Source organism: Paraburkholderia sp. BL25I1N1 (genome assembly GCF_003002025.1).
In the GTDB taxonomy this organism is placed as follows: Bacteria; Pseudomonadota; Gammaproteobacteria; order Burkholderiales; family Burkholderiaceae; genus Paraburkholderia.
The window spans coordinates 121,248-134,604 of the sequence record NZ_PVZB01000001.1; the positions used below are offsets into that span (position 1 = coordinate 121,248).

13 protein-coding genes and 1 pseudogene are annotated in these 13,357 nt (G+C 61.3%); 10 read left to right on the plus strand and 4 right to left on the minus strand.

The annotated features are described in order from the left end of the window. Positions 1-8 precede the first annotated feature (8 nt). From B0G73_RS00570 to B0G73_RS00580, 3 genes are read left to right on the plus strand one after another with little or no spacing between them, the layout of a single operon-like run. Positions 9-443 carry a DUF3592 domain-containing protein gene (locus tag B0G73_RS00570; protein ID WP_106276943.1) on the plus strand — a complete coding sequence of 145 codons (435 nt, stop codon included), beginning with the start codon at positions 9-11 and terminating at the stop codon, positions 441-443. Continuing rightward, complete coding sequence (locus tag B0G73_RS39955; RefSeq protein WP_146144142.1) at positions 440-985, plus strand: hypothetical protein; 546 nt, start codon at positions 440-442, stop codon at positions 983-985. The genes B0G73_RS00570 and B0G73_RS39955 overlap by 4 nt, the downstream gene beginning before the upstream one ends. A gap of 21 nt (positions 986-1,006) precedes the next feature. Beyond that, positions 1,007-1,486, plus strand: coding sequence for a type VI secretion system tube protein Hcp (locus tag B0G73_RS00580; RefSeq protein WP_106276947.1), 480 nt, complete (start codon positions 1,007-1,009; stop codon positions 1,484-1,486). 372 nt (positions 1,487-1,858) lie between these two features. Here the strand turns inward: B0G73_RS00580 and B0G73_RS41830 are convergent, their stop codons facing one another. Then, the gene (locus tag B0G73_RS41830) at positions 1,859-1,945 is read right to left on the minus strand and encodes a phage tail assembly chaperone (protein WP_106276950.1); all 87 of its coding nucleotides are present in this window, start codon (positions 1,943-1,945) and stop codon (positions 1,859-1,861) included. A 329-nt stretch (positions 1,946-2,274) separates the two neighbouring features. Here B0G73_RS41830 and B0G73_RS00590 point away from each other — a divergent pair. Continuing rightward, positions 2,275-2,657 (plus strand): annotated as a pseudogene (locus B0G73_RS00590) (VOC family protein). A 59-nt stretch (positions 2,658-2,716) separates the two neighbouring features. Here the strand turns inward: B0G73_RS00590 and B0G73_RS00595 are convergent. Next, positions 2,717-3,568: an alpha/beta fold hydrolase gene (locus B0G73_RS00595; RefSeq protein ID WP_106276952.1), complete on the minus strand. Its 852-nt coding sequence runs from the start codon at positions 3,566-3,568 to the stop codon at positions 2,717-2,719. 126 nt (positions 3,569-3,694) lie between these two features. Here B0G73_RS00595 and B0G73_RS00600 point away from each other — a divergent pair, with 126 nt between their 5' ends. The 6 genes from B0G73_RS00600 to B0G73_RS00625 all read left to right on the plus strand — a co-directional run bounded on the left by B0G73_RS00600 (position 3,695) and on the right by B0G73_RS00625 (position 11,393). Next, positions 3,695-4,516 carry a LysR substrate-binding domain-containing protein gene (locus tag B0G73_RS00600; protein WP_181196480.1) on the plus strand — a complete coding sequence of 274 codons (822 nt, stop codon included), beginning with the start codon at positions 3,695-3,697 and terminating at the stop codon, positions 4,514-4,516. A 489-nt stretch (positions 4,517-5,005) separates the two neighbouring features. Next, positions 5,006-5,416, plus strand: a complete 411-nt coding sequence (locus B0G73_RS00605) for a nuclear transport factor 2 family protein (protein WP_106276954.1) — start codon at positions 5,006-5,008, stop codon at positions 5,414-5,416. A gap of 13 nt (positions 5,417-5,429) precedes the next feature. Then, the gene (locus B0G73_RS00610) at positions 5,430-6,845 is read left to right on the plus strand and encodes an FAD-binding oxidoreductase (protein ID WP_181196468.1); all 1,416 of its coding nucleotides are present in this window, start codon (positions 5,430-5,432) and stop codon (positions 6,843-6,845) included. Positions 6,846-7,102: 257 nt separating this feature from the next. Then, on the plus strand, positions 7,103-8,533 hold the full coding sequence (locus B0G73_RS00615) for an amino acid permease (protein ID WP_106276956.1): 1,431 nt from the start codon (positions 7,103-7,105) through the stop codon (positions 8,531-8,533). 137 nt (positions 8,534-8,670) lie between these two features. Further along, positions 8,671-9,660 (plus strand): AAA family ATPase, encoded by a 990-nt coding sequence (locus tag B0G73_RS00620; RefSeq protein WP_106276958.1) that lies wholly within the window; start codon positions 8,671-8,673, stop codon positions 9,658-9,660. After that, positions 9,657-11,393, plus strand: coding sequence for a cobalt chelatase (locus B0G73_RS00625; RefSeq protein ID WP_106276960.1), 1,737 nt, complete (start codon positions 9,657-9,659; stop codon positions 11,391-11,393). The genes B0G73_RS00620 and B0G73_RS00625 overlap by 4 nt, the downstream gene beginning before the upstream one ends. 21 nt (positions 11,394-11,414) lie before the next feature. On the opposite strand, the gene B0G73_RS00630 is transcribed toward B0G73_RS00625, so the two are convergent. Next, positions 11,415-12,176 (minus strand): sulfite exporter TauE/SafE family protein, encoded by a 762-nt coding sequence (locus B0G73_RS00630; protein ID WP_106276962.1) that lies wholly within the window; start codon positions 12,174-12,176, stop codon positions 11,415-11,417. Then, entirely contained in the window at positions 12,173-13,210 is a 1,038-nt protein-coding gene (gene pta / locus B0G73_RS00635) for a phosphate acetyltransferase (RefSeq protein ID WP_106277667.1), read from the minus strand. The genes B0G73_RS00630 and pta overlap by 4 nt, the downstream gene beginning before the upstream one ends. Between the last annotated feature and the right edge of the window lie 147 nt (positions 13,211-13,357).

Below are 13,357 nucleotides of genomic sequence, written 5' to 3' on the forward strand. Positions count from 1 at the left end.
TCGTCACTATGCCGATTAAAGAAGAAAAGCTAAATCGAATTTCAAAAAACGCTATATTTTTCGCTGGCGGTGTATTTTTATTGGTTGCAGCGGATTTTTTATACTCACAGACTACGGATTTTATAAACAACTCCGTAGTTGTGAGTGGCAAAGTTACCCGCCTTAATCACGGCGGCCACCATGTTCAGGTGGAATTTGACACGCAAACAGGCGAGCATATTTCCTCTTCGCAATCGGCATTTATATCCGCAAATGTCGGTGACACACTACCCATCCGCTACAGGCCAGATGACCCCACTCATACTTCAGAGATTGATCGTTTTATGGATATCTGGGATTTACCGTTTGTGTGTTTTGCACTTGGAATGGTCTTCTTGTGCTCTATCTTGGTTGATTGTTTGTTCTGGAAACGCAATCTGTTCGACAGGAGAGGTGGCAAATGATATCGTTGCGTAAAAGCGGATGGTCGTTCAATACGAGTGCAACGGGCGGGCTTGGCATTGAGTTATTATCCATCTCGGGCGGAAAAATTATTCTCGATGATCCGCAGAAACAATCTCACGATTTTTCTTATTTCGGATTTGGAATTGGCTACTCACGAGGACTACCGAAAATCAAACTTCCGCCTATTCCAATATTGAACAGGGAAATGTCTGGCACGGGCTCTACGAAAGATTTTGCGAGCGACGGCGTACTCTATATGACCAGTTATTTTCACAGTCAAGAACTATCGACATCCGATATTAAGGGTGCGACAATATATTTCGACGGTGGCGCGGGATTGCTAGCGGGATACGGTGGATCAATTATGTTGCTCGGCATTAATACGGAATTAATCGCTCCCTGGCTGGTAAATCCCGGCATTTTCGCCAGTATGGCAAAGAAGGCCCTAGATTGCGCACCTGCCGTTCTTCTATTGGCGGGTGAGGCAGAGGGATTAATCGCCGGTGGCGGACTCAGCGCAATGATCGGTCATCTCCAGTAAACAATATCCAAACTTTTAATTATGGCGCAAGATATTTTTATTGATATCAACGGCATTTCGGGAGAATCTCAAGACTTCGAACATCTCGACGAAATTGATGTCCAGTCGTGGAGTTGGCAAGTCGCACAAAATTCCTCCATGCTTTCGGGATCAGGCGGCGGCGCGGGCAAGGCTTCAGTGTCAGACCTTGGATTTTTCCACGCATATGATCGAGCTAGTCCGAACCTGGCTAAATACTGCTTTACTGGAAAGCACATTGAAAAAGCTGTATTAACCATGCGTAAGGCAGGCACCGTACCTCATGAGTTCGCTCGCATCACCATCTATGACGTGGTAATTACCAACGTCTCGCCGGTTGCTAATGGTTCGATATGTCATGAGCATGTGACGCTTTCTTTTGCAACCATGAAGCATGAATACATACTTCAAAATCCGCTTGGCGGTAGCGGTGGAGCGGTAACAGCTATGATGTATATCAAGGAAAACAGTACTGTCAAATAGTGCGGTGGCCGATGCTGCGTGCCGTTATCTAGGAAGATGCGTTGGGGAAAACGCCACACAGCACGTACACCCGCCAACAATCGCGATGAGAGTGAATATTGCGAATTTCGGCGCGAACGGCGGGCACCGGATACGAATCGAAGAATGTCATGATGCCCCGTTCACCGCGGGTTGGGACGCTGAAAAAAGCGCTGCAGTGGGCCGCTGTTGCTCGCGGCGTGCGGGCGGTAGCGCCCCGCCGTGCCCCCTGTGCCTTCTATGTGGTCGGAGTTGCCCCTGATGTGCACGAAGGTGCAAGCACCCGGCGCAAGCGCCGCAAGCACCGTCAACACCAGGCACATGAGCCGAACCACATGCCCGCGAATAGCGGCTTCATGCCGGTAGCTCAGGCCACTCGATAGCGAGCGGAAAGCCTGCCTGCTGCGGCACGTCGCGAAGCGCCGCCGGTACGTTTCCCACACGTCCGCGCCGGTCTGCGTGACGGGCGCATCAGGTGGCACCATCACCTTGCTATCGCGCCACGCGTGGCATTGGTTACGGTAGGCGCGCACGAACATCGCACGGTGACGTTTCTCGTCGGCCCAGAAGCGCGCGAGAAAACGTGAGCAAGCCGCGCGCAAGTTGGCATCGCATGTCCGGAAACGCCCGTAGCAGGGGCCTGAGCGGGTGATAGCCCGAGCCGGGCGATGCGAGTATGGAATGTGAGCTTTTATTCCGACATCTTCCGTACGGAACGCAGCCAGCGAGCCGATTCAACGGAGATCGAGACGACCGATATCACCACTGCCATGAAGTTCAATCACGTCGGCTTCCCTTCATCCGATGTGAACGCCACCGCCGCCTTCTTCGAGCGCCATCTGGGCTGTACGGTTGCCGCGCGAGGGACGAGCTGGTTTTTGAAACGCCCCGGTTTCGACATCGTGATCGATGACGCCGCCGACCATCCGGTCGAGTGGCCGCACAACTTTCACATCGGTTTCGAGCTGGCGTCCGTAGAGGAGGTTCGCGCGCTATACGAACAGATGGCTGGCGCCGGCGTCGTGATGAAAAGCGGCGTGTTCAAGCATGAACGCGGCTCGCGGTTTTTCTGCGAGGTGCCGGGTGGCGTCTCGTCGAAATCAATACACGTTCGGATGCCGACGAGAAATATCGCGGCACCTTCGACCTCTGATGTTTCGACTGCCACACCGCCGAGCCAAACCACGCGACCCACGCCGACCCACGCCGGAATCAGAAGCTGACGAACGCCTGCACGAGCCTGTTAAAAGCACCGGCGTTCGACACATTCATGCCGTGCGACGCACCGGCGATGGTTTGCCGCTCCGCATAATCGATCCACTCCGCGAGCTTTTCGACGTTGTTGCGGAACATGCGCGGACTGCGCTGGCCGTCGATCAGCAGCGTTCTGCATTTCACGTCACGCGCGGTTTCACGGGAATAGGCGGGCAACGGATCGCGGAGTTGCTTGGGCAGCGTGCCCGCGTTGTCGATCGCCATGGTGCGGAACGCGACCGGGCTCTTGCGCCACGCTCCCGGCATGCTCACCGAATCGACGAACAGCTCCAGGCCCGCGTCGATCTGCTCGCTCTCGATGAGTTCCGCGACGCGCGCGCGTAACACATTCGTCGTAGCCGGCAGCGCCGCCTCCAGCATGCCGTCGGTCTGCAGCGGACCGCCCGGGTCCGCGAGCGTGAGCGTCTTCACGAGCCGCGGATAGTCGCGCGCAACATGGAACGCCACGCAGCCGCCGCGCGAATGGCCGACCAGATGTACGGGCCCAAGATTGATCGCCTCGATGAACTCGGCCAGTTCGCCGACGTGCGTCTGCCAGCCGAACTCGCCCTGAATGCACGCCTCGCTCGCCGGCCAGTAGTGGCTCAGGCTCACCGAGATGCAGCGGAAATGTTGCGAGAGCGCCGCCGTCTGTGCATTCCAGTAGCGATAGTCGCACAGCGAGCCGTGCACGAACACGAGCGGCTCGCCTTCTCCGCACTCGACGTACGGCACGCAGATGCCCGATGCGATGGTCGCAAACGACAGTTCTGGTACGGCAAGCACTGAGAGGTCGGTACGGGCGTTCATGGACTAGCTCCTTTGCAGCCACTATGCCCCATGTCACAACTTTAGAAAATCGCGTAATATTGATCGAATCTATCTACTTTTCTGATACCAGACTCCTTGAAAGCCCTCGACCTGGACGTGATGACCATGATCGTCGCCGTCGCTGACACCGGCAACATCAGCCGGGCGGCGGAGGTCGTGCATCGGTCGCAATCGGCGGTGAGCATGCAGATCAAGACGCTCGAAACCGCGCTGGGCAAGCCGCTGTTCGTGCGCAAGCCGAGAAATGTGGTGCCGACGCAGGACGGCGAAGTCCTGCTGACCTACGCTCGCCGCATGCTGGCCTTACGCGACGAAGCGTGGGCGGCGGTGGTTCGGCCGGACGTGACGGGGCGCGTGAGCATCGGCGTGCCGGACGATTACGCATCGTCGCTGCTGCCGCCGATCCTCAAGAAGTTTTCCGCGACCTATCCGAAGGTGGAGATTCAGGTCGTCGGTTTGCCGAGCGTCGCACTCGCGCCGATGGTGAAAGACGGTTCGGTCGATCTGGTGTGCGCGACGCGAGTCAAGGGTTTATCGGGCGAATTCATTCGCCATGAACCCATGGAATGGGCGGCCGCGCCGAGCGCCGATGAGATATGGCGCGAACGGCCGTTGCCGATTGCCGTGTTCCTGCCGGGCAGCGTCGCGCGCGAGAACGCGATTCGCAGCTTGGAGCGCGCGAAGATTCCGTACCGCACCTCATATGAAAGTCCGAGTCTGCTGGGCCTGCTGTCGATGGCCGAAGCAGGTCTCGCGATCGTGCCGCTCGCGCGCTGCGCGGTGCCGGCACACTTCACGCTGCTTGGGCGCGCGCACGGCTTGCCGGAAATCACCGCGTTGGAAATGGTGCTGGCGCGCAGCACGGCTTCGAATCGTCCGCCGTGCGATTTTCTGGCGGAGAAGATTGTCTCCGAGTTGAGGCGCTAGCTTGCCCGGCGTGCGTCCGGTTGGCCGGGATCATGCCCCTCGAAGATCAAACCGAGCGGCACGGCTGCGTGTGTAGCTTGAACGATGACACGGCTATTCGCAAGCGAACGGCACGCCCAATACGAAGCGATCGACGGACGCCACCCAGGGCAGCAGGCCGATCACGCCAAGATAGGGAATGCCGAGTCCGATAAACAGTTTGAGCACGTCAACTCCTCGTAGCATGTGGCCGATACCCTCAGTGTTGCCGAACAAAAAAATAGAACCATAGAGCCAGTTGACGGGAGTCGATGAGTCCAATTCAGCACTTGCCGCAAACGTCGCGAAACCCGCGTCACAAGGCGCTGCACCAGGCGAAAGCACCGCACTGGACCTACCGGCTAAAAAACCCCCTGCCTACAATTTCCTCACGGATCGCCAGCCACCGGCGGCGTCTCATGCCTTACCGAAACGAACGCGAAAGCGAAAGTCATCCAGGAGGAGAAAGCAATGGCTCAAACACAGACCCCGCTGCAGCACGTCACGGCCGAGACACTGGCCGCGTTTTCCGATGCGTTCAATCGTCATGACGCAAACGCGCTGATGACCTTCATGACAGAAGATTGCGTGTTCGATGCGGCAGGCGGTCCGGAAGTCTTCGGCGCACGCTTCGTGGGCCGGGACGCGACGCGCGCGGCCTTCGAAGCCGTCTTCAAGACCTTTCCCGACGCGCATTGGGGCAAGGGCCGCCATTATGTGATCGGTGAACGCGGCGTGTCCGAGTGGGTGTTCACGGGAACGCACGCGGAAGGCTGGCGCATCGAGGCGGAAGGTTGCGACCTGTTCGAGTTCCGCGATGGCCTCATCGCGGTCAAGCGGGCCTTCCGCAAGGAACGTCCGAAGCAGAACCTCGCACGCTGATCGGGAGCTTCACATGGAGCACAGTGAAATCGAACGCGTCGCGCAAGGCATGCCGTCCGGCCGCGAAGGCGACACGCGCTACGATCCGGCGTACGACCCGCTGGTGTCGCCGGGACCGGGCTGGGGCAAGCAATATGCGCCGACCTACTGGGTCGCGACCGCGGGCACGCCGCCCGAAGACGACGGCCCGATCACGGCGGACGTCGACGTGGATGTGGCGATCATCGGCGGCGGCTATACCGGGCTCGCCACGGCGCTCTGTCTCGCGCGGGAGCACGGCATCAAGGCGGTCGTGCTGGAAGCCAACAAGACGAGCTGGGGCTGCAGCAGCCGCAACGGCGGACAAGGTCAGAACGCCTCGGGCCGCCTGTCGCGTTCGCAATGGATCGAGCGTTGGGGCAAAGACGTCGCGTTGAAAATGCACGATGAGATTCAGGAAGGCTTCGATAATTTCAAATCGCTGGTGGCGGAGATCGATTGCGATCCGCAACCCGGTGGCCACTTTCTCATCGCGCACCGTCCGCGCATCATGCAGAAGCTCGCCGCCGAGGCCAAGGTCTGGAAGGACGTGTTCGGCTATCCGTCCGAGTTGATCGACAAGCAGACCTTCCAGCGTGAATACGTCAACGATCACGAAGCGGCCGGTGCGCTGCACGAGCCCGAAGGCATCGGCATTCATGCGTTGAAGCTCGCCTTCGGTTATCTGCGGCTGGCCCGCGAGGCGGGCGCCAAGGTGCATCCGGCGAGCCCTGTGCTCGGTTGGGAAACGATCAACGGTGTGCATCATTTGCGCACGCCTGGCGGCATCGTGCGTGCGCGCGCGGTCGGCATTGCAACTGGCGCGTATACGTCGCAAACGCTGCACAATTCGCTGCGCAGCCGCGTCATGCCGATCCTGTCGAATTCGATGGTCACGCGCCCGCTCACGAAGCAGGAAATCGACGCGTGCAACTTTCGCACGACCCAGGTGCTGACCGATACGCGCACGCTGCGTTTCTACTACCGCTTTCTGCCGGACAATCGCTTGCAGATCGGCAGCCGCTCCGCCATCACAGGCGCCGACGCACCGAATACGCGGCACTACGATCTGCTGGTCAACGGCATGCTGCGCAAATTTCCGGCCTTGCGCGGCGTTCCGATCGATTACTCGTGGTGGGGCTGGGTGGACGTCAGCCATGACATGATGCCGCGCGTGTATCAGCCCGATCCGATGCAGACGGTGTATTACGCGCTCGGCTACGGCGGCAACGGCGTGTCGTATTCGCAGCAGGCCGGGCGGCGGCTCGCTGAACGCATCGCGGGAAAGGGTGCGAAGCAGACGTTGCCGATCTTCACGTCGCCTTTGCCGGGACACCCGTTTGCGCCATTCCGGCGCATTGGCCAGCGGATGCTGTATCAACTGTATTTCCGGCGCGACGAAAAACCCTGATGCAGCGGGCGGAGCATCGCCCGCGCGCCGGGTGGCGCTGAACCTGCAACTCGCAACTCGCCACGCGCGCTGTGCAACGGCGCACCCAACGGCGCACACTTGCGCCATGCGCGCGAGTCGCGCGGTGCTTCACAAAAAATCATACGGCGAGACGCATGGGCGTCCTCGCCCCATCCAGTATTGACGACGATAGGACCGGGGCGGCTGCGAAAGCAGGCCGGCCCGGTCCGCGATCGGATAACGGAATTGGAGGTGACATGCAGCGATCTACAGACACAACGGAATTGAAGGCGGGCCTCAAACAGCGCCACATGACGATGATCGCGCTCGGCGGCGTGATCGGCGCGGGGCTCTTCGTCGGCAGCGGTGTGGTCGTGCAACAGGCCGGCCCCGCGGCCGTGCTGTCGTTTTTGATCACCGGCGCCCTGGTCGTGCTGGTCATGCGGATGCTCGGCGAAATGGCCTGCGCGATGCCGGCCGTCGGTTCGTTCTATGAATACGCGCGGCTCGCGTTCGGCGGCAAGCGCGCGTCCGGCAACCTTGCCGGCTTTCTGACCGGCTGGATGTACTGGTATTTCTGGGTCATCGTCGTCGCGGTGGAAGCCGTGGCAGGGGCGAAACTCGTGCAGTTCTGGCTACCCGACGTTCCCGCGTGGGCGATCAGTCTCGCGTTGCTGGTCACGCTCACGGCGACCAACCTGGTCTCCGTCGGCAGCTACGGCGAATTCGAGTTCTGGTTCGCGTCGATCAAGGTCGCGGCGATCATGGTGTTCCTGTTTCTCGGCGGCATGTATGTGCTGGGTCTGTGGCCCGCCGCGAAGCATGTCACCGCCGTGCTGCCGACGCTGCTCTCGCACGGCGGCTTGATGCCGAAGGGAATCGGACCCGTACTGAGCGGCGCGGTCGCCGCCACCGGCTTTTACTTCGGCGCGGAGATCGTCACGATCGCGGCGGCCGAAGCGCAGGAACCCGCCAAGGCCGTCGCCAAAGCAACCAACTCGGTGATTACGCGCGTGCTGGTTTTTTATGTCGGCTCGATTCTGCTCGTCGTCGCGCTGGTGCCCTGGAACTCTCCGAAGATGGCGACACCGTATGTGAGCGCACTCGATGCCATGGGTATTCCGGCGGCCGCCAGCGTCATGAATGCCATCGTGCTGACCGCGGTGCTGTCTGCGCTCAATTCAGGCCTCTATGCCGCGTCGCGGATGATCTTCGCGCTGACACGCCACGGCGACGCGCCCGCCGCGCTCGCCAGGGTCAACCGTCGCGGCGTGCCGGTTCGCGCGATTCTGATCGGCACCGTGTTCGGCTATGCGTCGGTAGTAATGTCGTATGTGTCGCCGGATACCGTGTTCGCTTTCCTCGTGAATTCGTACGGCACGGTGGCGATTTTCGTGTACGTGCTGATCGCCATTTCGCAACTGAAACTGCGTGCTCGCATCGAGCGCGATGCGCCTGAGAAACTGCGCGTCAGGATGTGGTGCTACCCATACCTCACGTGGGTCGCGACCGTCGGCATGGTCGGCATTCTGGTGGCGATGGCGTTCATTCCCGAGCAACGTCAACCGTTGTGGTTTGGCGTAGCGAGCCTCGGCGTGTTGCTTCTTGCTTATCTGCTGCGCGTCCGCAAGACAGGCTCCGGCTTTAGCGAACCGGACACACTGGAATATCGGCATCACCATCGCTGATATCAGAGTGCATTGCGGTTGTAAAAAACGAGATGATTTGTATCGAAAAAAGAAAGTGCGTATGATGGACCGGCGAGGCCGCGCTGCCAACCTGTTGGCCGCCGGCCTTCGTCGTGACGAAGCATGAGGAGACCGTAGTGACCGATATCGTGACAGGCAAGCCGGACCGGATGGTCTCGGTTCGCACGTTGTTTGGCATCGACTCAGACTTGATGGTGCCAGCCTTCAGCGAACGCGACGACCACGTTCCGGAAATCGACGAGGTGTACCGCTTCAATCCGGAAGTGACGCTGGCGATTCTCGCTGGCTTCATGCGCGAGCGCCGCGTGATGGTGCAGGGCCTGCACGGCACGGGCAAATCCACGCATATCGAACAGGTCGCGGCGCGCCTGAACTGGCCCTGCGTGCGGGTGAATCTCGACGGCCATATCAGCCGTCTCGATCTGGTGGGCAAAGACGCCATCATCGTGCGCGACGATGTGCAGGTCACCGAGTTTCAGGAAGGCATCGTGCCGTGGGCGCTGCAAAGGCCCATGGCGTTGATCTTCGACGAATACGACGCCGGCCGTCCCGACGTGATGTTCGTGATCCAGCGCATTCTCGAGCGCGACGGCAAATTCACGCTGCTCGATCAGAACCGCGTGATTCATCCGCATCCGTATTTCCGCTTGTTCGCTACGACCAACACGGTCGGCCTCGGCAATCTGAACGGGTTGTACCACGGCACGCAGTTGTTGAATCACGCGCAGCTGGACCGTTGGAACGTGGTCGCCACGCTCAACTATCTGCCGCGTGCCGAGGAAGCCGCCATCGTGCTGGCGCGTGTGCCCGAACTCGCCGACGACACCGGCCGCGCGCTGATCGAGTCGATGATCAGCGTCGCGGAACTGACGCGCAAAGGCTTCGCTACCGGCGATCTCTCCACGCTGATGTCGCCGCGCACCGTGATCGACTGGGCGGAAAACTGCCAGATCTTCCGCGATCCGGCCATGGCGTTTCGCCTGACCTTCGTCAACAAGTGCGACGAGGCCGAACGGTCTGTCGTGGCCGAGTATTTTCAGCGCTGCTTCGATAGGGAACTGGAAAGCACGGCGGAGCGCGAGATGCGCTCGACGGTGCCGCAATGACGCCTGCCGAGCGGCAAGCCACACGCCGCGCTGAACAGCGTCAGAATCTGTGCGCGGCGGCGGTGCGCGCATTGACCGGCGACGCCGAGCTGCATTACCGAGCCGGCCGTTTGTACCGTGGCCTGCGTCCGGTGCATCTGCATGCGCCGCATCTGCGCACGGACCCGCAACTGGATGATTTGCGTTCCTTGCGCGGTGCCGCGGACGGCGCAGCATTACGCCTCACGCATTCCGACGCGAATCTCCACGCGAGTCTATGTCCCACTGAGCAGGCCGAGCCGGTCGAGCGACTCCTGTTCGAACTGTTCGAGCAGCTACGTTGCGAAGCGCTTGCGCCGACCGGCATGCCGGGACTCGCACAGAATCTGCGTCATCGTTTCGAAACATGGTCGCGTGCTTTCTATCGCACGGGATTGACCGATGGCCACCTCGGCATTCTGCTTTACACGGTGGCCCAGATCGTCTGGTCGCGTCTGTCGGGCTGGCCGGTGCTGGAAGAAACAGAAGGTCTGATTGAGGCCACCCGCGCCGCGATCACACCGACGTTGGGCGTGCCGCTCGCGGCGCTGCGGCGGCATAGAACGGAGCAGGGCGTGTTTGCAATTCATGCGCTCGAATTGGCCCGTCTCGTTAGCCAGATGATGCGTGACGCGCGTGCGCAGTCCGTCGAAGATGCAGAAGCCCAGACGCCGGAAGACGACGAAGCCGTGCGCGCCATGTTCGCACTCTGGTTCGATACCGACGAAGGCGAGCAGGTCGACATGGGTCTCGCCGCCACCGGCGAAAGCCGCGTGCTCAGAGACGCCGAGCATCGCTACCTGGCGTACACCACGCGCTACGACCGTGAGTTCGTGCCGGGCTCGCGCATACGCGGCGAATTGCTGGCGCAATACCGCGACCAGCTCGACAAGCGTATTGCCGCGCAGCGCATCAACGTGCCGCGCCTCGCGTATGCGCTCAAGGCGGCGCTCGCCGTGCCGCAACGCGACGGCTGGTCGTTCGGCGAAGAGCACGGCCGTATCGACGGCCGGCGTCTGTCCCAGCTGGTCAGCTCGCCGGCCGAGCGGCGCCTGTTTTTACTCGAACGGCACAAGCCGATTGCTGATTGCGCGGTGAGTTTTCTTATCGATTGTTCGGGGTCCATGCGAACCTATATCGAGCCTGTGGCGATGCTGGTCGACGTGCTCACGCGCGCGCTCGATCAGGCGGGGGTCGCGAGCGAGGTGCTGGGTTTCTCGACCGGTGCCTGGAACGGCGGCCGTGCGCGGCAAGACTGGCTGGCCGGCGGCAGGCCGCCGCATCCGGGGCGGCTCAACGAGGTGGCCCATCTCGTCTTCAAGGACGCGACGACTAGCTGGCGGCGCGCTCGCGCCGACATCGCGGCATTATTCAAGGCCGATCTGTTCCGCGAAGGCGTGGACGGCGAAGCGGTCGACTGGGCCTGCACGCGGCTGCGCGCGCGTGCCGAGGCGCGGCAGATTCTCGTCGTGATTTCAGACGGCAGCCCGATGGACAGTGCGACCGCTCAGGTCAACGACGCCTACTACCTCGGCAATCACCTGAAGCAAGTAGTCGAACGCAACGAAGCCGCGCGCGATGTCGAGTTGTTGGGCCTTGGCGTCGGACTCGATCTCAGTCCGTATTACCGCCGTTGCCTAGCGGTCGATCTGTCCACGCCGCCTGACATGTCGCTGTTTGCCGAACTCGTCGGCTGGATCGGCGCGCGGCGCTAGGGCGCGTGTGTCCGCGGCGTCTCAACGGAGCAACTGCTGCAACGCATGCAGAATCAGCGAGGCGCCGATCACCACCAGAATCCCGTACGCGATGCGACGTGTCATCACACCCGACAGCGGCGGCGGATACTGCCGCGCGACGAGCGTCATTAGCGCGACGACCGGGACCGCGAATGCGGCCTGCATCCAGATATCGGCGTCGAGTTGGCCCTCATACGCACTGAACAGCGTACGAGTGATCGAAGTCACCGTGAAGATCAGAATCAACGCGTAGCGGATCTGCATGAGTGAGAGCGGCTGGCGATAGAACTGAAAAATCAACGGCGGCCCGGATACGCCGAACATCCCGCTCAGCAGACCGCCGAACAGGCCGCTCACGAAGAAACTCCGGTCGCCCGAGCGGCAAGCGAGCGGCGCCGGCCGCAGCGCCGCGCTTAAGCCGCCATACAGCACCACGGCGCCCAGCAGCAGTTGCAATACGCTGGAAGCCGAATTGCTCAACAGATCCAGCACCAGCACGCCCGCCACCACCGACGGCAGAATGCCCAATGTGGCGGCGCCCACCGCGCGCCAGTCGATGTGATGCAGTTTGCCGGGCAAGGCGGCTGCGCTGTTGGCGAGCGTCACGAGGCTGAGCAAAGCGGCGAGACTCGTGACCGGCGCCAGGTCCAGGCCGCTCGCGGCGCCGATCACGATCATGCTCAGACCGAAGCCGGTGATGGTTTGGAAATAGCTCGCGACGCCCATCAGCGCGAGCAGAGGCAGCAACTTCTGAACGATCATGAACGAGACGGCGTAAGGAGGGCGTCGGGATGCGTGTGCGCGGCTTGCGCCTGCACCGCGGTGACGGCGGTGACGTAGTAGATGTCGTCCGCGCTGCAACCGCGCGAGAGGTCGTTGGCGGGCTTGCGCAGACCTTGTAGCAGGGGGCCGATCGCCTTCGCGCCGCCGATCCGCTCGGCCAGCTTGTAGCCGATATTGCCCGCCTCGAGACTCGGAAACACCAGCACGTTGGCGTGGCCTTCAACTTGCGAATGCTTGACCTTGCGCAGCGCGATTTCGGAGACGATGGCCGCGTCGAGTTGAACGTCGCCGTCAATTGCAAGATGCGGGCGGCGTTCCTGCACGATGTGAGTTGCGTTGACCACCTTGTCGACTGCCGCATGATGCGCACTGCCGCTCGTCGAAAACGACAGCATGGCTACGCGCGGTTCGTCCATCAGCAGGCTTTTTGCGCTGTCCGCCGCGGCCATCGCGATCTCGGCGAGTTGGGCGGCATCGGGCTCCACCACGAGTGCGCAATCGGAAAAGATCAGGCCGCCTTTGAGCGTGTGGAACGGCTCGCACAACATCATCAGAAAGAAGCTCGATACGAGTTTGAACGAAGGCGCAATGCCGATGATCTGGATCGCGGTGCGCACCACGTCGGCGGTGGTGTTGACCGCGCCGGACACGGACCCGTCGGCGTGGCCGAGGCGCACCATCAGGTTCGCGAAGCACAAAGGGTTGAGGATTTCCTTCTGCGCCTGTTCGAGCGTCATGCCCTTCTTGCTGCGCAATGCGAACAATTCGTCGGCATATAACGGTGCGAGCGCCGAAGCGGCGGGGTCCACCAATTCCATACCGTTTAGATCGATGTCGAAGCGGACGGCGGCCTCGCGGATGCGCGCGGCGTCGCCCACCAGCAGAATGCGCGCAATGCCTTCGCGGCTTGCGCGCTGCGCTGCCTGCAACACGCGCTGGTCCTCGGCCTCGCTTAGCACGATACGCATCGGCGAACGGCGCGCGTGTTCAATGATGCGGTTGATGGCTTTCATAAGCGTGGCCGATTGCAGAGGTAGTGAGATCTGGAACGAAGAAGCCGGAGACAGCGCGCGTGAAAAGAATGCGCGCTGTTTCCGGCCGGTGAGCGCGGCGGCCTCGGTCCGCTTGAACACGGGGGCCGCCCGCGCCGCATGACACGC